Raw genomic sequence first — 22,045 nt, forward strand, 5'->3', positions numbered from 1 at the left:
CACAGCATTCGAGGACTGAAATGACTGCAGCCGCCAAGACTTCCTCCAGCGTCACCGCAACATGCCTGCGGGTCGCCGCCAAGGCTGATCGCATCGAGAATGTGGCGCTCGGCATCGAGCAACGCACACTCGCCTGCGCCAGGTCAGGCGATGCGCTGGTCGAGATAAGGGCCGCCGCGATCAATCCGTCGGACGCCAAGGCGACGCTCGGTCTGATGCCGCATGCGGTCTTCCCCCGCACGCCCGGCCGTGACTTCGCCGGAGTCGTGATCGATGGGCCGACCGACCTGATCGGCAAGGAAGTGTTCGGCTCGTCCGGCCAACTCGGGATCGGCCGCGACGGCACCCATGCCACGCATCTGGTGGTGGAAGCGTCTGCGCTGGTCGAGAAGCCCGCAAACATCAGCCTCGCGGAGGCGGCTGGCATCGGCGTGCCCTTTGTCACCGCGCAGGAAGGCTTTCGTCGCAGCGGCATGCCGAAACCCGGCGAGACGGTGTTGATCCTCGGTCTGAACGGCAAGGTGGGTCAGGCGGCGACCCAGATCGCGTCATGGCAGGGCGCCCGCGTGATCGGCGTCGTCCGCAAGGACGAGCTTTATGCCGGCCATGCCCATGGCGAGGTGACTATCATCGATTCCAGCCGCAATGACGTCGCTGCGACGGTGCGCGAAATTACCGGCGGCAAGGGTGCGGACATCGTCTACAATACCGTCGGCGAACCGTATTACGACGCCGGCACGAAATCGCTCGCGCATCTCGGCCGCCAGATCTTTATTGCCTCCACCAAGGCCACCGTGCCGTTCGATATCTTCGCCTTCTATCGCGGCAAGCACACCTTCTTCGGTGTCGACTCGCTGTCGCTGTCATCGCCGGAAGCCGGCGAGATCCTGCGTGAATTGGTGCCGGGTTTCGCCAGCGGCGCATTGAAGCCGTTTCCGATTAAGCCGGACGCGATCTACCCGTTGGAGCGCGCTGCAGAGGCCTATCTCGCCGTGCTCGGCTCCTCGCGCGATCGTCTTGTTTTTCAGCCTAACGGGTGAAGCCATGCATGTTGTCCGCCTGAACGATGCCCCGCGCTACGAAGCCCCTGGCCACAATGACATGCGGATGTTCCGCCTGCAGGGCCGCGACGCCGGGCCAGGCGATGTGATGTGGCTCGGCATGAGCCAGATTCTGCCGGGCGGCGGCATTACGCCCTCGGCCTCGCCGGAGGAGAAGTTCTATGTCGTCCTCGAAGGCGAAGTAACCTTCGAGACGCCGGATGGCATCGCCACCCTCGGCATCTGGGATTCCTGCCGCATCGCGCCCAACGAGACGCGCGCGCTGCGCAACGAGACGAAACGACCGGCGGTGGTGTTGCTTGCAATGCCGCTGCCCAACACCGCCAGAGGCTGAAAGCCCGGCACTTGGTTCTTTAAGGGAGAAAATGATGGATCGCCGACACTTCATGATCGGCTCTGGCCTCGCCGCGACTGCGGCGCTGATGGGCAGCGGAGCCATTGCACAGACTTATCCGAACCAGCTCGTGCGTATTATCGTGCCGTTTTCGGGTGGCAGCCTCACCGACATCCTTGCCCGTTCGGTGGCCGAGAAGCTTGCTGCGAAGTGGAAGCAGCAAGTCATCGTCGAGAACAGGCCCGGCATCGCCGGTGTCAGCAGTGTCGCCAAAGGCCCGACCGATGGCTCGCAGATCATGCTGACCTCAAACGGCCACAGCGTGATCGGCGTGGTCAACAAGAACCTCAACTTCGATCCGATCAAGGATTTCGCTGCGATCAGCCGCGTCGGATCGACGCCGTCCATCCTGATCGTGCCGCCGGATGCGCCGTTCAAGACGCTGGCCGAACTGATCGCTGCGGCAAAGGCCAAGCCGGATTCGCTGAGCTACAGCTCTGCCGGCGTCGGTAGTTCCACCGGTATCGCCGCCGAATTGTTCAGGCATCTCACGCAGACCAAGATGGTGCTGATTCCGCATCGCGGACTGCCGGAATCCCAGATCAGCATCATGCGCGGCGACACCTCGGTTGCCTTCACTTTCTTCGGCGTCGGTGGCGACCTGATCCAGTCGGGAAAGTTGCGCGCACTGGCAGTCACCGGCAAGAGCCGCATGGCGCAACTGCCTGATGTACCAACCTTCGCCGAGGCAGGGCTCCCCGAATTCACCTACGATAGCTGGTTCGGCATGCTCGCCGCCGCGGCGGTGCCGAAGCCCATCGTCAGCCAGATCGCGCGCGATCTCGCCGAGGCGCTCAGCGATCCGGCCCTGATCAAGCAGTTCGCCGCGCAGGGCGCCGACATCGCCAGCTCGACGCCGGAAGCGTTCGAGGCCGAATTGCGCAGCGATGCGGAGCGTTATGGCAAGCTCATCGCGATGTCGACGGACGGGGCGGCCAAGTAGGAAGGCAGGCCTGCAGCACGCGACGCGTCTGCAGGCCCGTTAGCGCTACTTCGCGATATACGCGTCAGGCGTCGGGCAAGTCCGGTCCTTGTAGGGGATGAGCCAGGGCGCATAATTGGCCTTGGTGATGATCGCACCGGGGATCGTGATCTGCTTCGGCGCACTCTGGCCGCGAATGGCATTCAGGCCGACAGCGGTGGCGACGCAGCCGATCTTGAAGCCGTCGAACTCCGCGATTGCCAGCAGGCTGCCGGCCTTCACGGCTTCGACAGCCTCCGGCACGCCATTGATCGAGACTACCGCGACGTTCTTGCGGCCGGCTGCATTGAGCGCCTCGATCGCGCCGAGCGCGGACGCGTCGGCAGCGGCGATCACGCCGTCGATGGTGCTGAACTGCTGGATCAGGTTCTCCATCGTCTGCATGCCGAGCAGGCGCTGGAAGTTGGCGGGCTGCGAGGCCAGTACTTTGATATTCGGATAGTCCTTGGCCGCAGCGTCGAAGCCGCGCTTGCGCTCGTCGCCCGTGGTCGAGCCCTTGACGCCTTCGAGGATCACCACATTGCCCTTGCCGCCGAGATGGTCGAACAGGGTCTTGGCGATGTCATAGCCGAGCTTGTAATCGTCCTGACCGACAAAGGAGAGATAGGGGGCGTCGCCGCCGCGGTCGTTGTAGTTGATGATCGGCAGGCCGGACTCGATCAGGCGCTTGATCGTTGGCAATTGCGCCTTGGCGTCGATTGGCATGAACAGCATCAGATTGGGCTTGGTCACGCCGACGTCTTCGAGCTGCGACATGCCTTCGGTGATATTGTTCGGCTTGGTCGGCGTGTAATATTTGACCGTCGCGCGCATTTTCTCCGCCATCTGCGCGACGCCGGCGCGAACACCCTCGAAATGCGGGTCCACCTGGTTCTTCGTGAAGGCTGCAATCACTTCGCCATCGGCGCGCACCGCCGAATTGAACAGGGTGCCGCAAATGACGGCGGCAAGAACGCATCGGATAGATCTGGTGGTTCGCATGATGGCCCCTCTGGTTGTGAATGACGAGACTGTGGTGAACTGGTGATGCCGGGTCTATCCGCTCCCAGATCGGCGTCGGCCGATGACGAGATCCGCAATGATGGCGACCAGGACGACGGCGCCGTTGACGAAGGGATGCCAGGTCGCTGCAACATTCAGCAGATTGAGGCCGTTGACGATGATGGTGAGCAGGATGGCGCCAAGCACGGTGCCGACGATGTTGCCGTTGCCACCGAACAAGGATGTGCCGCCGACCAGAACTGCGGCGATAGCAGGAAGCAGCAACGGCTCGCCGATTCCGGGCTCGGCGGCATTGAGGCGTGCGAGATAGACGAGAGACGCGATGCCCGCCGTCAAGCCGCTGAGTACATAGAGCAGCAGCCGACGACGCTCGACCGGGACGCCGGACAGCAGCGCGGCGGTCTGGTTGGCGCCCATGAAATACGCCTCGCGGCCGAAGGTCGTGCGGTGCAGGAGGATGCTGCAGGCGAGACAGACCACAAGCGTGATCCAGATCGGCAGCGGAACGCCGAGGAAGAAGCCGGTGCCGAAATAGCGAAACGACATCGGCATGCCGTAGATCGTCTGCCCGGCCATGAACCAGTAGGCGATGCCCTGCGTCACCCACAGCATGCCGAAAGTCGCAAGGAAAGGCGGCAACAGCAGGCGGTTGATCATCAACCCGTTAGCGTAACCGATCAGTGTGCCGGCGCCGATGGCGACCGCAACGCCGTACCACGGATTGCCGGTGGTCTTGATCGCGGCTGCGGCGAGACAGGCCGACAGCGTCAGATTGGCGCCCACCGACAGATCGAGCCCACCGCCGATGATGACGAGTGTGAGGCCGGACGCGACGAGAAACAGCAGGCTCGCCTGCCGCAGCATGTTCAGCAGATTGCTCACCGACGCGAATCCCGGATCGATCGCGGTCAATGCGCCGGCGATCAGAACGATCAGCACGAACCGGCCGAGCAGGGCCGCAGCGTCGGGCGACAGGGACGATGGGCGGATATCGAGCGTTGCCGGGATCGTCATGCCGTACGCCTCACGAATTGCTTGCGCGCCTGGTCGATCAGCAACGCGAGGATGAGCAGGATGCCGATGCACACGACCTGCAGCGATGAGTCGATGGACAGAATGTTGAGTCCATTGCGCAGCACGGTGATGGCAAGCGCGCCGAGCACGGCACCGAACAGCCAGCCCTGTCCTTTTTCGAAGGAGGTGCCGCCGAGCACGACTGCGGCGATCGCCTCGAACTCCATGCCGATGCCGACGGTCGGATGCGCTGAATTGGTGCGTCCGATCAGCAACACCGCCGAAAGGCCGATGATCGTGCTGCCGAGCACATAGACGGCGAGGTGGACGAGATTGGCGCGAATGCCGGCGAGACGCAGCGCGTCCTTGTTGCCGCCGATGGCGATCACGTAGTTGCCGAGCCGAGTGCGATAGAGCAGTAGCCACAGCGCGGCATAAAGGGCGGCTGCGATCGCGATCGGCGTCGGAATGAACCAAAGCTGGGAGCGATAGAAGGTTTCGATGGCAGGCGTGAAACCGCCGACCGGATCTCCATTGGTGAGCACCAGCGCAATCCCCTGCATCAGCCCCATGGTGCCGAGGGTGACAACAAAGGCAGGGAGCGACAGATAGGCGATTAGGATGCCGTTGAGGGCCCCGAAGGCAATGCTCACCGCCAGCGTCGCCGTACAAGCGGCGAGCACGCCCCATCCGGCAAGAAGCGCCTCGGCGACGATGACGCCGCTCAGCCCGAGCAGAGCTCCGGCCGACAGGTCGAGGCCCTCGGTCATAATGATGAGCGTCATCGGCAGGGCGAGCATCAGCAGTAGCGAGGTCTGCAAGCCAACATTGATGAGGTTGGTCTGGGACACGAATCTCGGATTGACGATCGTGAACAGCACCAGCATCAGGACCAGCAGGAGGCCGGCGCCGGGGATTGCGCTGAGGAACTGGCCCATGCCGGACCTGCGCTGCAGCTGGATCGTCACGCTCATCGATGCACCGCCAGTTCGAGGATGGCCCGCTCGGTTAGCTGGTCGCCGGCGAGATGCCCGACGATGCGATGGTCGCGCATGACATAGGCGCGGTCGCAGAGCTGAACGAGCTCTGGCAGTTCCGAGCTGATGACGACGACACCGGCCCCGCCATCGACCAGTTGATCGATCAGGCGATAGATCTCCGCCTTGGCGCCGACATCGACACCGCGCGTCGGTTCGTCCAGCAGAAACAGTTTGGCTCCCGCGGCCAGCCATTTGGCCAGCACGACCTTCTGCTGATTGCCGCCGCTGAGGGTGTGGACGCTCTGGCGCGTGCCATGGGCGGCAATGCCGAGCTGTGCGATCAGCCCGCGTGTGTCCCGCTCGGCTTTGGCCGGTGAGAACCAGCCGGAGGCGAAGCTGCGCCACAACGAGGCGACCGTCGCATTGTCGCGGACATCGAGTGGCAGCGCCAATCCCTCCCGTTTGCGATCTTCCGGGAGCAGGGCCATACCCGCACGCACCCGTCTGTCCAGTGTGGCCGGCGTGCGCGATCCGAACAGAGCGATCTCGCCGCTCGCGATTGGATCCGCGCCGAACAAGGCGCGAACCACTTCGGTCCGGCCGGACCCAACGAGGCCGGCAAGCCCCACCACCTCGCCGGCGAGAATTTCGATGGAGATGTCCGACAGTTTGGCCGTGTTCACATCCCTGGCGAGCAGAACGGGCTCGCCGGGCGGGCGCGGCGTCCGTGCGAGTTGCGATCCCGATGGTCGCCCGATCATCGCGCCGACCATCTCGGCCTGGCTTTTCTGATCGCGCAGCACGCTGGTCACGACGGTGCCGTCGCGCAGGATGGTGATGCGATCGCCGAGCATCTGCACCTCCTTCATGCGGTGGGAGATGTAGACGATGGCGACGCGCTTTTCCGTCAATCGCGCGATGGTTTGAAACAGGCGATCTGATTCACGCTCGGAGATCGCCGCCGTCGGCTCGTCCATCACGAGCACCCGCGCGTTCTGCGAAAGCGCCTTGGCGATCTCCACCATCTGCTGCTGGGCTACGCCGAGATCGGCGGCGTATGCGTGGGTGTCGTAGTCGAGGCCGAGATCGTCGAGGATGGTGCGTGCGGCTGCATGCATGGCCGCGGAATCGACGAGGCCGAAGCGACTGAATGCGGCTTCGCGACCGAGAAAGATGTTCTGCGCGATGTCCAGATACGGGATCAGCGAGAATTCCTGGAAGATGACGGCGATACCAAGCGCGCTGGCATCGGCCGGGCGGGCGACGGCGACTCGCCGGCCCTCGATCTCGATATAGCCGCGATCGGCCGCATAGGCGCCGTACAGCGTCTTGATCAGCGTCGACTTTCCCGCACCATTCTGGCCGAGGATGACATGGACCTCACCGGCATAGACGTCGAGCGATACGTTCTTGAGCGCATGCACGCCGGGAAAGGATTTGTCGATACCGACCAGACGCAGCAGCGGCGCATCGGCTTCGCTTCCGGCCGCCCGCGGCGCAGACCCCTTTGGGGCGTGCAGCGGGCGGTCCCCTTGCTCATTTTGATTTTCAGTGCCGTGCATCATTGTCGGCCTCGTTCGGCCCGATGACCCGGGGCCGGCGGGAGGTCACATCCGGTCTATTTTTGCACGGGAATGGCGGCGATCATGTCGAGCTCGACACGGGCGCCCTGGGTCGAGAGCTGGTTGATGCAGATGGTGGTGCTGGCCGGCGTCCAGTCGCCGAAATATTCCTTCATCACCTTCACCATACCGTCCTGGTCCCGGATGTCGGTCAGGTACTTCGTCACCTTGACGATGTCGGTCCAGGTCAGCCCTTCGTGATCCAGGATCGACTGGATCGTCTGCATGGCGCGGTGGGTCTGGTCCTCGATCGAATTCGGATGATCGTGCTCCTCCAGAACATGGGGATGTTTGTGATAGAGCGGCGAGGGTGTTGCTCCGGAAATGAAAAGCATGCCGCAGGGCACTTCGACCCGGATCGCTGGCGCATAAGGCATGTCCGGCTTCCGTTCCGGCATCGTCTGGATTTCCTTGACGTGCGGATTGGATGGCGAGGTCGCAAAGGCCGGCTTGGCTGTCATGATCATTTCCTCGATGGCGGGCGTTGATAACCTCGTGACCTTCTCGCGAGGGGGGCATCCGATCAACCCGTCACGAAGCGTGAGGTCAAACTATCTTTGAGTCAAGATAAAATATCTTTGCAGAAAGATAGATGAATTTGCATATATTCGGTGCCCCGTGCCTATATGCTGATCATCATGACCACCGATTCGATTGACAAGATCATTGCTGGCTGGGGCCGGCGGCGGCCCGACCTCGACGCCGGCCACCTCGACGTCGTCGGCCGGATTGTCCGGCTGTCCGTGCATATGCGCAGCGCCATCGAGCCCGCACTCGAGGAGCAGGGCTTCAATTGGGAATTGTTCGACCTGCTCCTGACGATTTACCGCCGCGAGGCCGATAGCAGTATCGGTGTTCGACCGACTGACCTCTATGCGGAGTGCCTGCTGTCGTCGGGCGGGCTCACCGCGCGGCTGCGGCGTGCCGAGCAGGACGGCTTCATCGTCAGGCGCCAGGATCCTGAAGATGGCCGCGGTGCGCGGATCACGCTTACGGCCAAGGGGCGAAATTCCGTCGACAAGGCGATTGCCCAGCACTTCAAGCTGTCCCGTTCGGTCGACGAGGTACTGACGGCCAACGAACGTCAAACGCTCACGCGGCTGCTGCGGAAACTTCTGATTTCGGTCGAGAAGCCAGATCTGTAACGGATCGCTTTGAACGCCCCGCTGTCAGCAAATTCGGATTGGTCGTTGGCACCTTTCCATGCCACCGCCGCAGCGCGCGTCAGGTTCGGCTTAGCTTTGTCGGTGCCGTATTCTGACTTCTCTTTTGGCGGTGTCAGAAAGATCTGATGAACGTGTCCTGGTCGGCAGCTTGATCGCGGCGACAGAATCGCGCGCAAGCAAAACCGGCTTCAGTACGATCCGATCGTTTTGAACCGGCGTTCCCTTGATCATCGCAATAAGGATGTGAGACGCCTGCGTTCCCAGTTCCGCAGTCGGTGTACTGATGGTCGTCAGCGCCGGTGCTATCGCATCCATGAACAGCATGTCGTTCATGCCGACCAGCGAGATGTTGCCGGGACATGAAATGCCCCTGTTTCTCAGGTGTCGAAGGCAGCCTACGGCCAGCATGTCGTTGCCAGCCACAATCGCCGTAATATTGGGGTTCTCCGTCAGCAAACGCTCGCAAGCGAACTCGCCTTCCTCGACCGTAAAGGCCTCACCGAAGACGGCAGTGGGCGCAACTCCGTCTTGAGCCAGGGCTTTGCAAGCGCGCCGGAAGCCGCGATAGCGGTGGTAACCCGTCGACACATTTTGCGGGCCGCCGACATGAGCAATTTGCCTGTGCCCACACTCGGCGAGATGATGAACCGCCAGTTCCATTGCCTTCGCGTCGTCGACCCGGACGCTCGGAATGAATTCGCTTTCAGGATCGCGAAACACCGCGACGACTGGAATATTCGCCTCGACGCAGGCTGCGATGCCGGGATCGTTTCGCTCGAAGGTCGCGACGATCAGCCCCTCGACGCCTTGCTGGATGAAACGATCGATCAGCGCGGCCTGCCTGAGCGGATGGTTGTCGGTATTGCCGACGATGGTGACGTATCCAATCTCGGCGAACCGGTCCTCAATCGCCCGCACTATGGGGGGATGGACGGGGTCACCAAGGTTCGAAATAATAACGCCGACGGTGCGAGATCGCTGGGTCCGAAGCGCCGATGCCATGGCGTTGGCCCGATATCCCAGCTTCTTTGCGCAAGCTTCGACGCGCTCGATCATTTCTGGGGAGATCAGGTGGCGCTTCTCGGGATTGAGCCCGCGCGACACCGTTGACCAATGGACGCCAGCACACTTCGCGACATCAATGATTGTCTTACGCGACGACCGCTCCTGAAGCGCGGGTGACGTCTTCTTGGTGTTCTTGATTTTTTTGGGCATCGCCATCCAGCCTGCTCGCGCGCGTCGTCGTATCCGCTAACGATCACGTGAGAATGCCTTATCTTGCACAAATTGACAAACGTGTGCAGAGTTTCTTGACAAACGTGTGCACGGGAATGATGGTAGCGAAAATCCGCTGCATGCCTTGGTGCAGTGCAGCAGAAGCGCCCTAACGGCGTCGACGATCAGGGATGGAATGATGGAGAGCTTCGTCTATCAGGCGGCGCCCATGCGGGTCGTCTTCGGCTCGGGACGGCTGGCAGATCTGGCCGCCGAGCTCGACCGACTCGGCGTTAAACGCGCACTCGTTCTGACGACAGACCAGCAGAAATCTCACGGCGAGCAGATTGCCGCCCTGATCGGTGACAGAGCGGCGGGCGTCTATGCCGGTGCGGTGATGCATACGCCGGTTGATGTGACCGAACTTGCGATGCAGCAGGTCAAGGCTCTACAGGCCGACGGCATCGTCGCGGTGGGCGGTGGTTCGACCATCGGGCTAGGCAAGGCGATCGCGCTACGGACCGACCTGCCGCAAATCGTCGTACCGACCAGCTATGCCGGGTCCGAAATGACGCCGATCCTGGGTGAGACCCGCGAGGGACTGAAGACCACGCAATCGAGCCCGAAGATACTCCCCGAAACGGTCATCTACGACGTCGACCTGACACGCACATTGCCGCCTGCATTTGCCGTGACATCGGGCGTCAATGCAATCGCTCACGCTGTCGAAGCGCTCTATGCGCGCGATGCCAATCCGGTCGTGTCGTTGATGGCGGAAGAGGGCATTCGCCTGTTCGCCGGCGCGCTGCCGAAGCTTGCGGCTGGCGAGGACAACGCGGCGGCACGCGATGATGCCCTGCGCGCTGCCTGGTTGTGCGGCGCCTGTCTCGGCGCCGTCGGCATGGGGCTGCACCACAAGCTCTGCCATACGCTGGGCGGCACGTTCAATTTGCCACATGCCGAAACCCACACGGTGATCCTGCCGCATGCGATGGCCTATAATACTCCCGCCGTGCCGGTTGCGGCGGCTCGCGTCGCGCGCGCGCTTGGCGCCGGACAGGCCGCGCAGGGACTGTTCGATCTTACGCAGGGACTTGGCGCCAAAGTCGCGCTGCGCGATCTGGGAATGCCGAAGGACGGCATAGAACGCGCCGCCGACCTTGCCGTCAGCAATGCCTACTGGAACCCGCGGCCGCTGGAACGCGATGCCATCCGCGATCTGATCGCGCAGGCCTGGGCGGGCGAACCTCCGGTCGTAGCGGAGGCGTTGCGATGACGGCGACACGCACGCTCATCAAGTCAGCCACGATCCTGACAATGGACGACACGATCGGCGATCTCGCACAAGCCGACCTGCTGGTTGATGGCGATCGCATCGTCGACATCCGGCCGGGCCTCGATGCCGGTGATGCGGAGATCGTCGATGGTCGTGGCCGCATCGTCATTCCGGGCCTTGTCAACGCGCATATGCATACGTGGCAGACCGCCTTGCGCGGCTTCTCCGCGAACTGGACGCTTCCTGAATATTTCCGCCGGATGCATGCGGGACTGGCCACGGTCTTTCGTCCCCAGGATATCCATATCGGCACGCTGATGGGCGCGCTGAACCAGATCAATTGCGGCACCACCACGCTGGTTGACTGGTGTCACAACAACCCAACGCCTGCGCATAGTGATAGCGCCGTCGCGGCGCTGAAAGAGAGCGGCATCCGTGCCGCCTTCTTTCACGGCTCGCCGAAACCGGAGGCGGCGCCGGGGCAGCCGCACTTCTCCGAGGTTCCGCATCCGCGCCATGAGGTCGAGCGCTTTCTGGCAGGGGCACTGTCTAGCCGCAGTGATCGCGTCACGCTCGGGCTCGCGATTCTCGGCCCGCATTATTCGACCATGGATGTTGCCATCCATGATTTCGAACTGGCGCGTGAGTTCGATCTGATTGCCTCGATGCATCAGGGCGGAGGCCCGGCCAAGACGCCGGGTGGCTGGGCGAAGCTGATTGCAGCCGGTCTGGTCGGTCCCGGCGTCAACATCGTGCACGGCAACGATCTTCCAGACGATTTGCTGCGTCAGCTTGTCGATCTGGGCGTGTCGTTCTCAGTCACGCCGGAAAATGAAATGAATCAGGGCCACGGCTACCCGATCACCGGGCGGCTGTTGAAGCTGGGATCGCGGCCATCGCTCGGGGTCGATCTGGAATCGGTGCTGCCCGGCGACATGTTCAACGTTGGCCGCATCGCACTGTCGATGCAGCGTGCGCTAGACAACGCCGAGAGCCGGCGGGCCACGGGCGCCATCCCGGCTGCCACGACGATCACGACGCGTGAGGCCTTGCGCTGGATCACCATCGAGGGCGCTCGCATGCTCGGGCGTGAAGACACCATCGGTTCGCTCACACCGGGCAAGAAGGCGGATCTGGTCGTCATCAATGCCACCGACCTCAACCTCTGGCCGGTCCATGATCCGGTTTCTACGGTCCTGATGCAGTCCAGCATCGCCAATGTCGAGGCGGTCATGATCGACGGCATCTGGCGCAAGCGAGGCGGATACCTGCTGGCGGAGAACCTCGACCACAAAAAGAATGAACTCGAGCGATCAGGCATGCGCATCGTCTCCGAGATCGAACGTCAGGAGAAAGCGGCATGACAACCCCGTCGAGAGATCAAGCACAGGCCGTCGCCTGGATCGGTGTTGGCAAGATGGGCTTGCCGATTGCAGGCCGTATGGTGGAGGCCGGTATCCGCGTCACCGGTTACGACCCGGGCCAGCAGCGCATGGTGTTGGCACAGCAGCTTGGGCTTCAGACGGCCAACTCGGCCGCAGACGCCGCTGCAAACCACGCCATCATCTTCACATCGCTGCCCGACGATGCGGCGCTGCGTTCCGTGGTGCTCGGACCAGACGGCCTGCTGAACAAGCTGACACATGGTGCGGTTCTGATCGAGACGAGCACGGTCAGCGCCGAAATATCGGCTGAAGTTGGTGTTGCGGCGGAGGCGAGCGGCGTGGCCTATCTGCGGGCGCCAGTGTCCGGCAATGCAGCGATCGCGCATACCGGCGCGCTGACCTGCTTCGTGTCGGGACCCCGCGATGCGTTCGATGCGGTTCAGCCGTTGCTGGCGACGTTCACCCGCGCGCAAACCTATCTCGGCGTGGCTGAAGAGGCGCGATTTGCCAAGCTCGCGGTTAACCTGATGATCGCGGTGTCTGCCGGAATGATGGCCGAAAGCCTCGCGCTGGCGCGCAAGGGCGGAATCTCCTGGCCGGATATCCTCAAGGTCCTGGACGATAGCGCGGTCGCCTCGCCGATGGTCAAGTACAAGACGCCGCCACTGGCCACGCGCAACTTCGAGTCCACTTTCTCGTGCCGGCAGATGGCCAAGGATCTCGACCTCATCATCGGGGCCGGCCATCACGTCGGCGTACCACTGCAACTTGCAGCGCAGGTGCGGGAAATCTACGGATCGCTTGTTGCACAGGGAGATGGCGAATCCGACTTCATCGCCACCGTGCGCCATGTCGAGCGACTGTCGGGTCTCGGCGAGCCGAAGCTTGGGTGAGGGAAGGCCATGCGGAATTTCAACGCGAACACCATCACCGACGCCGTGCTCGATCGCATCACGGATGCTGGCCAGCCGCGGATCAGGCAGATCAGCGAGGCGCTGGTGCGCCATCTGCATGCCTTCGTCCGGGAGGTTCGGCCGACCCAGAGGGAATGGGAGCAGGGTATCGAATTCCTCACGCGCACCGGTCACATGTGCGACGATAAGCGCCAGGAGTTCATCCTGCTTTCGGATACGCTCGGAGTGTCGATGTTGGTCGATGCTATCAATCATGGTGCCGAAAAAGGTGTGACGGACACGACCGTGCTCGGGCCGTTCTTCGTCCAGGCGGCCCCGGAGAAGAAGCTTGGCGAAGACATCTCTGGGGGCATGGAGGGCGATCCGATGATTGTGACGGGATCGGTCTCGACGCCGGATGGCAAGCCGATCGCAAATGCGACAATCGACGTCTGGCACTCCGACGACGACGGGTATTACGATGTTCAGCAGCTCGACAAGATCGGCGATCTGGCGATGCGTGCGCGGTTTCATGCCGATGCCGAGGGCCGTTTCCGGTTCTGGTCGATCAAGCCAGCGGCCTATCCGATCCCGCATGACGGGCCGGTCGGCGATATGCTCACGGCTCAGGGGCGTCATCCGTGGCGGCCCGCCCATGTTCACTTCATGATCTCGGCGCCTGGCTTCGAGCAACTGGTGACGCATGTGTTCGTCGCGGGCGACAAGTATCTCGACTCCGACGTCGTCTTCGGCGTCAAAGATACGCTCATTCGCGAATTCGCCCGCAAAGATGCCGGCGAAGCTCCCGACGGGCGCATGCAGAACACGCCTTACTATCATTTGAATTACGATTTCGGTTTGAAGCCAGACGCCAACAAGGCGCATGCTGTCTAGCTAACAATGCGCATCAAGGGCCGCAGAGCCTGAGCGCTGATATGGAAGGGGAGGATGCTATGGGAGCGCCAGTGAGCGCCGAGACGGCCGTGGTCCGTCTGAACGAGATCATTGGGGCGCGCGCGACGATCGCGCGCGGCGTGCTCGATGATCACGGCCGCAGCGAGGCCTATCACGCCAGTCGTCCACCGGATGTCGTGGTGTTTCCGGAGACCACGCAGGAAATCGCTGAGATCGTGAAGCTCTGCGGCGAACTAGGCATGCCGGTCGTTCCATTCGGCGCGGGTACTTCACTCGAAGGCAATGCAGCATCGGTGGCTGGCGGCGTCTGTATCGATTTTGCGCGGATGAACCGCGTGCTCCGGGTGCATGACAAGGACCTCGACGTCGTCGTGCAGCCTGGCATCACCCGCAAGCAGCTCAACGCGCATCTGCGCGACACCGGATTGTTCTTTCCGATCGATCCCGGCGCCGATGCGTCGATCGGCGGCATGACCTCGACGCGCGCGTCCGGGACTATGGCCGTCCGCTACGGCACCATGAAGGACAACGTGCTTGCGCTCGAAGTCGTGCTGCCGGATGGGCGGGTGATCCGTACCAGCCAGCGCGCCCGCAAATCGTCAGCCGGCTACGATCTCACCCGGCTGTTCGTCGGCTCCGAGGGTACCCTCGGCGTGATCACCGAAATCACGCTGAAACTTCATCCCTGGCCGCAGGCGATCTCGTCCGCGGTCTGCAGTTTCGGGCGGCTCGATCAAGCCATCGATGCCGCGATCGAAGTGATCCAGTCGGGCATTCCCGTCGCGCGGATGGAACTGCTGGATGAAGTCATGATGCGCGGCATCAATGGTTATTCCAAACTTGGCTATCGCGAGGCGCCGACGCTGTTCTTTGAATTCCACGGCACCGAGGCGAGTGTCGCGGAGCAGGCCGAACTGGCGGAGGCGATCGCCGCCGAACATGACGGCCTGGGCTTCCAATGGGCGCGTGCGGCGGAAGACCGGACGAAGCTGTGGCATGCCCGCGATAACACGCTTTATGCGGGTCTCAGCCTGAAGCCGGGCGCCAAGGCCATGATTACGGATGTCTGCGTGCCGATCTCACGGCTGACGGAATGTCTGACCGAAACGCGCCGGGACATCGATGCCAACGGACTGATCGCGCCTGTGGTGGGCCATGTCGGCGACGGGAATTTCCATCTGCTGATCCTGATCGATCAGGACAATGCCGATGAAGTCGCGCGCGCCAAGGCGCTGCACGCGCGGTTGGTGGCGCGGGCGATCGCGATGGAGGGCACCTGCACCGGCGAACACGGCATCGGTACCGGCAAGATCGACTTCCTCCGGGACGAGCTCGGCGCCGCCGTCGATATCATGCGTGGCATTAAGGCGTCGATCGATCCGAAAGGCATGATGAACCCCGGCAAGATCTTCTTGCCCAATGCACCGGTGCTGGCATGACGCAGCTCGCTCAGTCCAAGGCTGCCGTGTCGATCGTTCAAGCAGCGCCGCCGCTGTTCGAACTGCGCGGCATCTCCAAGGAATTCCCGGGAGTGAAGGCACTCGATGATGTGTCGTTCTCGGTCTGGCCAGGCGAGGTGCACATGCTGCTCGGCGAGAACGGAGCAGGCAAATCGAGCCTGATGAAAGTGCTGTGCGGGGCCTATCGCGCCGATCACGGCTCGTTCCACTACAACGGCGAGACAGTCGAGATCGCGTCGCCGGCCGATGCGCAGAAGCTCGGCATCGCCGTCATCTTCCAGGAATTCTCGCTCGTCCCCTATCTCGACATCGCGCAGAACATCTTTCTCGGACGCGAGCCAGCAGGACGTGTTCCCGGCACGATCGATCGCAAGAAAATTCTGGCCGATGCCAGGCGTGTGCTGGATTCGATTGGATTCGACATCGATCCGGCGATCCGGATCGAGAAGCTGGGCGTCGCCCAGCAGCAGATGGTGGAGATTGCAAAGGCCATCAGCCAGAACGCGCGAATTCTCGTGATGGATGAGCCGACGGCGGCGCTGTCCGATCGCGAGACGGAATTGCTGTTCGCACTGATCGCGCGGCTCAAGGCAGACGGCGTCGCCATCATCTACATTTCGCACCGCATGGCGGAGGTGTTCTCGCTCGGTGACCGCATCACGGTGCTGCGCGATGGGCGTCGTATCGATGAAGTGAAACCCGGTGCCGTGTCATCGGACGATCTGGTCCGGATGATGGTCGGTCGCAGTGTCGATATGAGCTATCCACGGACCTTCGCCCAGGCCCCTGGCAAGGTCATGCTTGAGGTGAAGGGTCTCTCCTCTGCCTCGGGCATTGCGGGCATCGATCTGGTGGTGCGGCAAGGCGAGATCGTCGGGCTGTGCGGGCTGGTCGGCTCGGGGCGCACCGAAGTGGTGCGGGCCATTTTCGGAGCCGACAGGGCGACCGCGGGACAGATCCTGTTCGACGGCCGGGAGAAATCCGGCGGTCCGGACGAAGCAGCCAGACTGGGGCTCGCGCTGATTCCGGAAAGCCGCAAGGCCGAAGGTCTGGCTCTGATCCGCTCCGTCGGAGACAACCTGGTCGTTTCCGCGCTACGCAAGATTTTTCCGCGTGGCTTCTTTGATCATGGGAAATCCAGGCAGGTTGCCAATGATCTGATCCGGCAGTTGAGGATCGTGACCCCATCGGACAAGCAGGCCGTCGGTCTTCTGTCCGGCGGCAACCAGCAGAAGGTCGTCATCGGCAAATGGCTGGCCGCCGGCGCCAAGCTGTTCATCTTCGACGAACCGACACGCGGCATCGACGTCGGAGCCAAAGCCGAGATCTTCGCGCTCATCGACCGACTGGTCGCGGATGGTGCCGCTGCGCTGATGATCTCGTCGGAGCAGGCGGAAATCTGCCACGTCTGTGATCGCGCCTATGTCATGTGCGACGGACGGATCGCAGGTGAACTGGCTCGCCACGAACTGAGTGAGGAAAACATCGTGAAGTTGGGGATGCATCATGCGTGAACAAGCGATGGTATTGAACACCAATCCGCTTCAGCGGATTCCCGGCGTTGCCGTCATGCTGGTGCTGCTATGTGCTGTCTTCAGCCTGATGACGCCCGGCTTCCTGACGGTGCCGAATATTTCCAACGTGCTCGTCCAATCGACGATCCTGCTGATGCTGGCGCTGCCGATGACGCTGATCATCATGACTGAAGGTCTCGACCTGTCGATGGGCGCGGTCTTGACGCTGACCTCGCTGATCGTCGCCATCGTCGCTTTGGCCACTGGCTCGCTGCTGCTCGGTCTGCTTGCGGCAATGGCCGTTGGAATCTTGTTCGGGACGGTCAACGGCTGGCTGGTGGCCGTTGTCGGTATTCCACCCTTTGTCGCCACGCTGGGAACACTTGGCATGGCGCAGGGACTCTCGCTGATCGTCAGCGATGGCCAGAGCGTCGTCGGCATGCCGGCCGCCGTTCGGGGCGTCTATTCCGGAACGCTTGCCGGCGTTCCGCTTCCGATCGTACTGGCGCTGGGAAGCTACCTTGCCTTCCATGGATTGCTCTACCACACGCGTTTCGGGACTTACATTTTTGCGCTCGGCGGCAACCGTGAGGCGCTGAAATTCGCCGGCATCTCGGCCCGACGCTTGCTGATCCTCGTCTACGCGCTCGGCGGCGCCATGGTCGGCCTGGCCGGTCTCCTGATGACCGCGCGCATGAACTCCGGGCATCCAACCGCTGGCCTCGGTCTTGAGTTCGATGCCATTGCAGCGGTTGCCGTCGGCGGCACGTCGTTCGAACGCGGCAATGGTTGGCTGCTCGGCACCTTGCTCGGGGTGGTCACCGTGGGTGTGTTGCGCAACGGATTGAATCTGCTGGCGCTGCCGTCTTCCATTCAGGTGGCAAGCGTCGGCTTGCTGGTGATTGCAGCACTGTTCGTCGATGGATTGCGGAGCCGATCATGACCGATATCTCAAAGCCGATCACGGGCGGGCGAATGTTGCTTTCCGACGAGATGATCCAGGTGTTCTATCGCCTGCTCGCCGCGTTTCTGATCTGTGCGGCGCTGACCATCCTGACCAACTCGTTCTTCAGTCTCGGCAACATCCTCAACGTCCTGCGTCAGGCGAGTCTGCTGTTCTTCATTGCGTCGGGCCTGACGCTGGTGGTGCTGACAGGTGGCCTCGACCTTTCGATTGGTGCCAATGTCGCTATTTCCGCCTGTATTGCCGGGACGGTGATTCATCAGACGGGCTCACCGACCTTGGGGGTACTGACAGGCATCGGCGTCGGTGGCGCGGTCGGGATGCTCAACGGCGTGATGGTGACGGCGCTTCGAATCCCATCCTTCATTGCGACCTACGGGATGCTGTGGGTGCTGCACGGCATCACTTACTGGTACATGGGCGGAGAGACCATGCACGGCTTCCCGGCTGGCTTTCGTCAGATCGGCAGCGGCTATTTTCTCGGCCTTCCGATCCCGGTCTATCTGCTGCTGGTTTTCCTCGCGATCGGAACCATTTTCGCGCAGCGCACCACGTGGGGACAGGAAATCTACGCCATCGGCGCCAACCCGGTCGCCGCGCGGCTGTCAGGCATTCCCGTCGCTCGCCGGCTTCTGCTGGTCTACACAGTGTCGGGCGCAATGGCCGGGCTCGCCTCGATCATCTTTCTTGCACGACTGAACTCTGCCGAAGCCGACATCGGAGAAAGCCTGACACTGCCGGCGATCGCGGCGGTTCTGATCGGGGGCACCTCGCTGTTTGGTGGTCTCGGAACGGTGTTTGGCACGTTCGTCGGTGCACTCATTTTGACCCTGGTCCTCAATGGTATGAACCTTTTGTCGGTCAACGCGAGTTGGCAGCCACTGGTAACCGGCGTCATCGTCATTCTGGCAGTATGGCTGGATATGAAAACACGGCGCCGTGCGGCGTAAGTGTTCGATCTTAAAAACAAAACGGAGGGAACGACTATGAAGAAAGCCTATGGCGCGCTTGCTGCATTGCTTCTGACGACATCACTCTCATCTCACGCGTTCGCTGATGGCGAGACGATCGCGGTGTTTACGAAAAACCAGACCAATCCGTACTTCCAGACCGTGCGAGTCGGGTCCGACGCAGCCGCCAAGGCGATGAAGGCAAAGACGCTGCATTATATCCCGACCAAGCCGGACAGCATCCCGGAGCAGCTCAGCCAGATTGAGGACGTGGTGGTGAAGAAGCCGTCGGCGATCGTCTTCATCCCGGTCGACTACAAGGCGATGGTCCCCGGTGTCGAGAAAATCAATGATGCAAAGATCCCGGTGGTCAACGTGACCGATCGTTCCGCCGGCGGCAAGTTTGTCGCCTTTGTCGGCGCCGATGACTACAGTCTGGGTCTGGAGACCGGGCGCTATCTGCTGAAGACGCTGGGCGGCAAGGGCAACTTTGTGATCATTGAGGGCGTCAAGGGATCCTTGACGAGCATCGACCGCGTCCGCGGCTTCAACGACGCCCTGAAGGAAAACCCGGGCGCCAAGCTGCTTGCGTCGCAGCCGGGCAACTATCAGCGGCTGCAGGCGCTTCAGGTCATGGAGAATCTCATGCAGTCGAATACTCAGATCGACGGTGTGTTGGCTGCCAATGATGCGATGGCGATCGGTGCGATCGAGGCGCTCGACGGTGCCAATCGCAAGGCCCAGGTCATCGGGGTCAATGGCACCAAGGAGGCGATCGACGCGATCAAGTCCGGGAAGCTACTGGCGAGCGGCGACTACAATGGCTTCATGCAGGGATGTCTCGGCATGATGATCGCCATTCGTTCGCTGCGCAACGAGCCGGTGATCACTGAGATCGTTCTCAAGCCAACGGTGATCGGCAAGGAGAACTTTCAGCCCTACGACGTGCCGCTGGAATCGCGCACCTGTCCGAGCTGGGACGAGGCTGCGAAGCTCGGCACTAAATAACATCTGTGCCACCAGGACGGTCGCCGCGGAACGGCGGCCGTCTTCTGTCTTTCAGGAGCTACGCATGCTGTTTGCCATCCATGCCGTCGATCATGCCGGGGCGCTCGACAAACGCTTGTCTCACTACGAGGCTCACAAGGCCTTTTTGTCCGACACCTCGGCCGATGACGTGACGATCGTCATGTCTGGTCCGCTGACAGCCGATGACGGCCAGACCATGATTGGCAGTCTGTTTCTCGTCGAGGCCGCCGACCGCGCGGCGGTCGAAAGATTTCATCACGCCGATCCGTTCTTTGCCGCCGGCATCTGGCAGACGGTCACGATTACCGGCTTCCTGCGCCGACAGGGATAACCGGAATGGAGGCCGGCGCCCTGCCTGTCGGTGAGGCAGTCGTTCGGCATTTGTACACCGACAACGACATCAGCCCGGGGTCTGATGGGACCCCGGGCTGGTTTTACGATGAGCTGAACCGTAACGATTAGCCGAACTGGTTCATCGTGTTGTGCGCGCCGCCCGCCTTCAGGGCTGCTTCACCGGCGAAGTATTCCTTGTGCTCGTCGCCGATGTCCGAACCAGCCATGTTCTGATGCTTCGCGCAGGCGATGCCTTGACGGATTTCCGCGCGCTGGACGTTCTTGACGTAGCCCAGCATGCCCTGTTCGCCAAAATACTCCTTGGCGAGGTTGTCGGTGGACAGCGCAGCCGTGTGATAGGTCGGCAGCGTGATCAGGTGATGGAAGATGCCGGCACGCTTGGCTGAATCAGCCTGGAATGTCCGGATCAGCTCGTCGGCTTCGACCGCCAGCGGCGTGCTGTCGTACTCCACCTTCATCAGTTCGGCCCGGTTGTACTTGCTGACATCCTTGCCGGCTTCCTTCATCGCGTCATAGACCTGCCAACGGAAGTTCAGCGTCCAGTTGAACGACGGCGAGTTGTTGTAGGCCAGCTTCGCATTCGGGATCACCTCACGAACGCGATCAACCATCTTGGCGATCTGTTCGATGTTCGGCTTCTCGGTTTCGATCCACAGCAGATCGGCGCCATTCTGCAGCGAGGTGATGCAGTCGAGCACGCAGCGGTCCTGACCCGTGCCTTCACGGAACTGGTAGAGATTGCTGGCCAGACGCTTCGGGCGCATCAGCTTGCCATTACGCGTAATGACGACGTCGCCGTTGCCGATCTTTGAGGCGTCGATTTCCTCGCAATCAAGGAAGCTGTTGTACTGGTCGCCGATGTCACCCGGCTTGTGGCTGACGGCGATCTGCTGGGTCAGGCCAGCGCCGAGCGAGTCGGTGCGGGTGACGATGATGCCGTCTTCGACGCCCATTTCGAGGAAGGCGTGGCGACAGGCGCGGATCTTCGCGAGGAAGACTTCGTGCGGCACGGTAACCTTGCCGTCCTGATGGCCGCACTGCTTCTCGTCCGAGACCTGGTTCTCGATCTGCAGCGCACAGGCGCCGGCTTCGATCATCTTCTTGGCGAGCAGATAGGTCGCTTCAGCATTGCCGAAGCCAGCATCGATATCGGCGATGACGGGAACGACGTGGGTCTGGAAGTTGTCGATCTTGTTGATCAGTTCTTCTTCCTTCGCCTTGTCGCCAGCCTTGCGGGCCGCGTCGAGGCTGCGGAAGATGTCGTTGAGCTCGCGGGAGTCAGCCTGACGCAGGAAGGTGTAGAGCTCCTCGATCAGAGCCGGGACCGAAGTCTTCTCGTGCATCGACTGATCCGGCAGCGGGCCGAATTCCGAGCGCAGCGCCGCGATCATCCAGCCCGAGAGGTACAGGTAGGTGCGATCGGTGGTGCCGAAATGCTTCTTGACCGAGATCAGCTTCTGCTGCGCGATAAAGCCGTGCCAGCAGCCGAGCGACTGGGTGTACTTGGTGGTGTCTGCATCATAGGCGGCCATGTCGGCACGCATCAGCGATGCCGTGTAGCGTGCAACGTCGAGACCGGTCTTGAAGCGGTTCTGCAGGCGCATGCGTGCGACGGCCTCGGCGGTCACGCCGTTCCAGGTGTCCTTGGTCTTGAGCAGCGCCGACGCCGCCTCGACTTCGCTCCGATAGGAGCCTGTGCCGAGGATGGTCTGGTTGCTGATCCCGCGTGGCTGGAAGTTCATTGTCTCGATCCCTTTGGCTGACGAAAAACCTGTCCTTGGTTGTAAGCGCGGGATTGTCAGCCGCTAGACGGAACGCAGATAACTTGTCATACTTTACAAATATCGCGTGTAATTCTGTAAGATAATT

The 22,045-nt window shown here is 61.9% G+C and carries 21 protein-coding genes; 14 read left to right on the top strand and 7 right to left on the bottom strand.

All coding sequences use genetic code 11. The annotated features are described in order from the left end of the window. Positions 1 to 20 precede the first annotated feature (20 nt). Genes LPB73_RS03545 through LPB73_RS03555 form a run of 3 tightly spaced genes read left to right on the top strand, consistent with a single transcriptional unit; the run spans position 21 to position 2,398 of the window. The gene (locus LPB73_RS03545; protein ID WP_231079642.1) at positions 21 to 1,040 is read left to right on the top strand and encodes a quinone oxidoreductase family protein; all 1,020 of its coding nucleotides are present in this window, start codon (positions 21 to 23) and stop codon (positions 1,038 to 1,040) included. A 4-nt stretch (positions 1,041 to 1,044) separates the two neighbouring features. Then, positions 1,045 to 1,395 (top strand): cupin domain-containing protein, encoded by a 351-nt coding sequence (locus LPB73_RS03550; protein ID WP_089265520.1) that lies wholly within the window; start codon positions 1,045 to 1,047, stop codon positions 1,393 to 1,395. A gap of 34 nt (positions 1,396 to 1,429) precedes the next feature. After that, positions 1,430 to 2,398 carry a Bug family tripartite tricarboxylate transporter substrate binding protein gene (locus LPB73_RS03555; RefSeq protein WP_158596892.1) on the top strand — a complete coding sequence of 323 codons (969 nt, stop codon included), beginning with the start codon at positions 1,430 to 1,432 and terminating at the stop codon, positions 2,396 to 2,398. 45 nt (positions 2,399 to 2,443) lie between these two features. Here LPB73_RS03555 and LPB73_RS03560 read toward each other — a convergent pair whose 3' ends face one another. The 5 genes from LPB73_RS03560 to LPB73_RS03580 are packed head-to-tail and all read right to left on the bottom strand — an operon-like array spanning position 2,444 to position 7,516. Then, complete coding sequence (locus tag LPB73_RS03560) at positions 2,444 to 3,418, bottom strand: sugar ABC transporter substrate-binding protein (RefSeq protein WP_093756899.1); 975 nt, start codon at positions 3,416 to 3,418, stop codon at positions 2,444 to 2,446. Positions 3,419 to 3,472: 54 nt separating this feature from the next. Further along, a complete protein-coding gene (locus LPB73_RS03565) occupies positions 3,473 to 4,453 on the bottom strand; it encodes an ABC transporter permease (RefSeq protein WP_231079643.1) in 981 nt (326 codons plus the stop codon). Then, positions 4,450 to 5,427, bottom strand: coding sequence for an ABC transporter permease (locus LPB73_RS03570; RefSeq protein WP_231079644.1), 978 nt, complete (start codon positions 5,425 to 5,427; stop codon positions 4,450 to 4,452). Before LPB73_RS03570 ends, LPB73_RS03565 begins: the two co-directional genes overlap by 4 nt. Then, positions 5,424 to 6,995, bottom strand: coding sequence for a sugar ABC transporter ATP-binding protein (locus LPB73_RS03575; RefSeq protein ID WP_231081059.1), 1,572 nt, complete (start codon positions 6,993 to 6,995; stop codon positions 5,424 to 5,426). Before LPB73_RS03575 ends, LPB73_RS03570 begins: the two co-directional genes overlap by 4 nt. A 56-nt stretch (positions 6,996 to 7,051) precedes the next feature. Continuing rightward, positions 7,052 to 7,516: a RidA family protein gene (locus tag LPB73_RS03580; protein ID WP_158596893.1), complete on the bottom strand. Its 465-nt coding sequence runs from the start codon at positions 7,514 to 7,516 to the stop codon at positions 7,052 to 7,054. Between the two features lie 165 nt (positions 7,517 to 7,681). On the opposite strand from LPB73_RS03580, the gene LPB73_RS03585 reads away from it, so the two are divergent. After that, entirely contained in the window at positions 7,682 to 8,200 is a 519-nt protein-coding gene (locus LPB73_RS03585) for a MarR family winged helix-turn-helix transcriptional regulator (RefSeq protein WP_231079645.1), read from the top strand. A 90-nt stretch (positions 8,201 to 8,290) separates the two neighbouring features. Here LPB73_RS03585 and LPB73_RS03590 read toward each other — a convergent pair whose 3' ends face one another. Then, on the bottom strand, positions 8,291 to 9,442 hold the full coding sequence (locus tag LPB73_RS03590) for a LacI family DNA-binding transcriptional regulator (protein ID WP_231079646.1): 1,152 nt from the start codon (positions 9,440 to 9,442) through the stop codon (positions 8,291 to 8,293). 190 nt (positions 9,443 to 9,632) lie between these two features. Here LPB73_RS03590 and LPB73_RS03595 point away from each other — a divergent pair, with 190 nt between their 5' ends. From LPB73_RS03595 to LPB73_RS03640, 10 genes are all read left to right on the top strand, one after another. Continuing rightward, positions 9,633 to 10,712, top strand: coding sequence for a maleylacetate reductase (locus tag LPB73_RS03595; protein ID WP_231079647.1), 1,080 nt, complete (start codon positions 9,633 to 9,635; stop codon positions 10,710 to 10,712). Further along, the gene (locus tag LPB73_RS03600; protein WP_231079648.1) at positions 10,709 to 12,076 is read left to right on the top strand and encodes an amidohydrolase family protein; all 1,368 of its coding nucleotides are present in this window, start codon (positions 10,709 to 10,711) and stop codon (positions 12,074 to 12,076) included. Before LPB73_RS03595 ends, LPB73_RS03600 begins: the two co-directional genes overlap by 4 nt. Further along, positions 12,073 to 12,990: an NAD(P)-dependent oxidoreductase gene (locus LPB73_RS03605; protein ID WP_231079649.1), complete on the top strand. Its 918-nt coding sequence runs from the start codon at positions 12,073 to 12,075 to the stop codon at positions 12,988 to 12,990. The genes LPB73_RS03600 and LPB73_RS03605 overlap by 4 nt, the downstream gene beginning before the upstream one ends. Before the next feature lie 9 nt (positions 12,991 to 12,999). Further along, complete coding sequence (locus LPB73_RS03610; RefSeq protein WP_231079650.1) at positions 13,000 to 13,884, top strand: intradiol ring-cleavage dioxygenase; 885 nt, start codon at positions 13,000 to 13,002, stop codon at positions 13,882 to 13,884. A 59-nt stretch (positions 13,885 to 13,943) separates the two neighbouring features. After that, positions 13,944 to 15,344, top strand: coding sequence for an FAD-linked oxidase C-terminal domain-containing protein (locus LPB73_RS03615; RefSeq protein ID WP_231079651.1), 1,401 nt, complete (start codon positions 13,944 to 13,946; stop codon positions 15,342 to 15,344). Next, complete coding sequence (locus LPB73_RS03620; RefSeq protein ID WP_231079652.1) at positions 15,341 to 16,879, top strand: sugar ABC transporter ATP-binding protein; 1,539 nt, start codon at positions 15,341 to 15,343, stop codon at positions 16,877 to 16,879. The genes LPB73_RS03615 and LPB73_RS03620 overlap by 4 nt, the downstream gene beginning before the upstream one ends. Further along, complete coding sequence (locus LPB73_RS03625; protein WP_231079653.1) at positions 16,872 to 17,822, top strand: ABC transporter permease; 951 nt, start codon at positions 16,872 to 16,874, stop codon at positions 17,820 to 17,822. The genes LPB73_RS03620 and LPB73_RS03625 overlap by 8 nt, the downstream gene beginning before the upstream one ends. Then, positions 17,819 to 18,793: an ABC transporter permease gene (locus tag LPB73_RS03630; RefSeq protein ID WP_089265507.1), complete on the top strand. Its 975-nt coding sequence runs from the start codon at positions 17,819 to 17,821 to the stop codon at positions 18,791 to 18,793. Before LPB73_RS03625 ends, LPB73_RS03630 begins: the two co-directional genes overlap by 4 nt. Before the next feature lie 36 nt (positions 18,794 to 18,829). Beyond that, on the top strand, positions 18,830 to 19,801 hold the full coding sequence (locus LPB73_RS03635) for a sugar ABC transporter substrate-binding protein (RefSeq protein WP_231079654.1): 972 nt from the start codon (positions 18,830 to 18,832) through the stop codon (positions 19,799 to 19,801). Positions 19,802 to 19,865: 64 nt separating this feature from the next. Continuing rightward, complete coding sequence (locus tag LPB73_RS03640) at positions 19,866 to 20,153, top strand: YciI family protein (RefSeq protein WP_231079655.1); 288 nt, start codon at positions 19,866 to 19,868, stop codon at positions 20,151 to 20,153. 127 nt (positions 20,154 to 20,280) lie between these two features. Here the strand turns inward: LPB73_RS03640 and LPB73_RS03645 are convergent, their stop codons facing one another. After that, positions 20,281 to 21,918: an isocitrate lyase gene (locus tag LPB73_RS03645; protein WP_120293265.1), complete on the bottom strand. Its 1,638-nt coding sequence runs from the start codon at positions 21,916 to 21,918 to the stop codon at positions 20,281 to 20,283. Positions 21,919 to 22,045 lie beyond the last annotated feature (127 nt).

Source organism: Tardiphaga sp. 37S4 (genome assembly GCF_021044645.1).
GTDB classification, from domain to species: domain Bacteria; phylum Pseudomonadota; class Alphaproteobacteria; order Rhizobiales; family Xanthobacteraceae; genus Tardiphaga; species Tardiphaga robiniae.

What these genes read in the sequence shown, in the direction of transcription:
- LPB73_RS03565 (WP_231079643.1), bottom strand. Translation starts at nt 4,453, where the DNA reads ATGACGATCCCGGCAACGCTCGATATCCGCCCATCGTCCCTGTCGCCC.
- LPB73_RS03595 (WP_231079647.1), top strand. Translation starts at nt 9,633, where the DNA reads ATGATGGAGAGCTTCGTCTATCAGGCGGCGCCCATGCGGGTCGTCTTC.
- LPB73_RS03585 (WP_231079645.1), top strand. Translation starts at nt 7,682, where the DNA reads ATGCTGATCATCATGACCACCGATTCGATTGACAAGATCATTGCTGGC.
- LPB73_RS03545 (WP_231079642.1), top strand. Translation starts at nt 21, where the DNA reads ATGACTGCAGCCGCCAAGACTTCCTCCAGCGTCACCGCAACATGCCTG.
- LPB73_RS03590 (WP_231079646.1), bottom strand. Translation starts at nt 9,442, where the DNA reads ATGGCGATGCCCAAAAAAATCAAGAACACCAAGAAGACGTCACCCGCG.
- LPB73_RS03640 (WP_231079655.1), top strand. Translation starts at nt 19,866, where the DNA reads ATGCTGTTTGCCATCCATGCCGTCGATCATGCCGGGGCGCTCGACAAA.
- LPB73_RS03555 (WP_158596892.1), top strand. Translation starts at nt 1,430, where the DNA reads ATGGATCGCCGACACTTCATGATCGGCTCTGGCCTCGCCGCGACTGCG.
- LPB73_RS03625 (WP_231079653.1), top strand. Translation starts at nt 16,872, where the DNA reads ATGCGTGAACAAGCGATGGTATTGAACACCAATCCGCTTCAGCGGATT.
- LPB73_RS03600 (WP_231079648.1), top strand. Translation starts at nt 10,709, where the DNA reads ATGACGGCGACACGCACGCTCATCAAGTCAGCCACGATCCTGACAATG.
- LPB73_RS03550 (WP_089265520.1), top strand. Translation starts at nt 1,045, where the DNA reads ATGCATGTTGTCCGCCTGAACGATGCCCCGCGCTACGAAGCCCCTGGC.
- LPB73_RS03630 (WP_089265507.1), top strand. Translation starts at nt 17,819, where the DNA reads ATGACCGATATCTCAAAGCCGATCACGGGCGGGCGAATGTTGCTTTCC.
- LPB73_RS03610 (WP_231079650.1), top strand. Translation starts at nt 13,000, where the DNA reads ATGCGGAATTTCAACGCGAACACCATCACCGACGCCGTGCTCGATCGC.
- LPB73_RS03645 (WP_120293265.1), bottom strand. Translation starts at nt 21,918, where the DNA reads ATGAACTTCCAGCCACGCGGGATCAGCAACCAGACCATCCTCGGCACA.
- LPB73_RS03635 (WP_231079654.1), top strand. Translation starts at nt 18,830, where the DNA reads ATGAAGAAAGCCTATGGCGCGCTTGCTGCATTGCTTCTGACGACATCA.
- LPB73_RS03620 (WP_231079652.1), top strand. Translation starts at nt 15,341, where the DNA reads ATGACGCAGCTCGCTCAGTCCAAGGCTGCCGTGTCGATCGTTCAAGCA.
- LPB73_RS03615 (WP_231079651.1), top strand. Translation starts at nt 13,944, where the DNA reads ATGGGAGCGCCAGTGAGCGCCGAGACGGCCGTGGTCCGTCTGAACGAG.
- LPB73_RS03560 (WP_093756899.1), bottom strand. Translation starts at nt 3,418, where the DNA reads ATGCGAACCACCAGATCTATCCGATGCGTTCTTGCCGCCGTCATTTGC.
- LPB73_RS03575 (WP_231081059.1), bottom strand. Translation starts at nt 6,995, where the DNA reads ATGCACGGCACTGAAAATCAAAATGAGCAAGGGGACCGCCCGCTGCAC.
- LPB73_RS03605 (WP_231079649.1), top strand. Translation starts at nt 12,073, where the DNA reads ATGACAACCCCGTCGAGAGATCAAGCACAGGCCGTCGCCTGGATCGGT.
- LPB73_RS03570 (WP_231079644.1), bottom strand. Translation starts at nt 5,427, where the DNA reads ATGAGCGTGACGATCCAGCTGCAGCGCAGGTCCGGCATGGGCCAGTTC.
- LPB73_RS03580 (WP_158596893.1), bottom strand. Translation starts at nt 7,516, where the DNA reads ATGACAGCCAAGCCGGCCTTTGCGACCTCGCCATCCAATCCGCACGTC.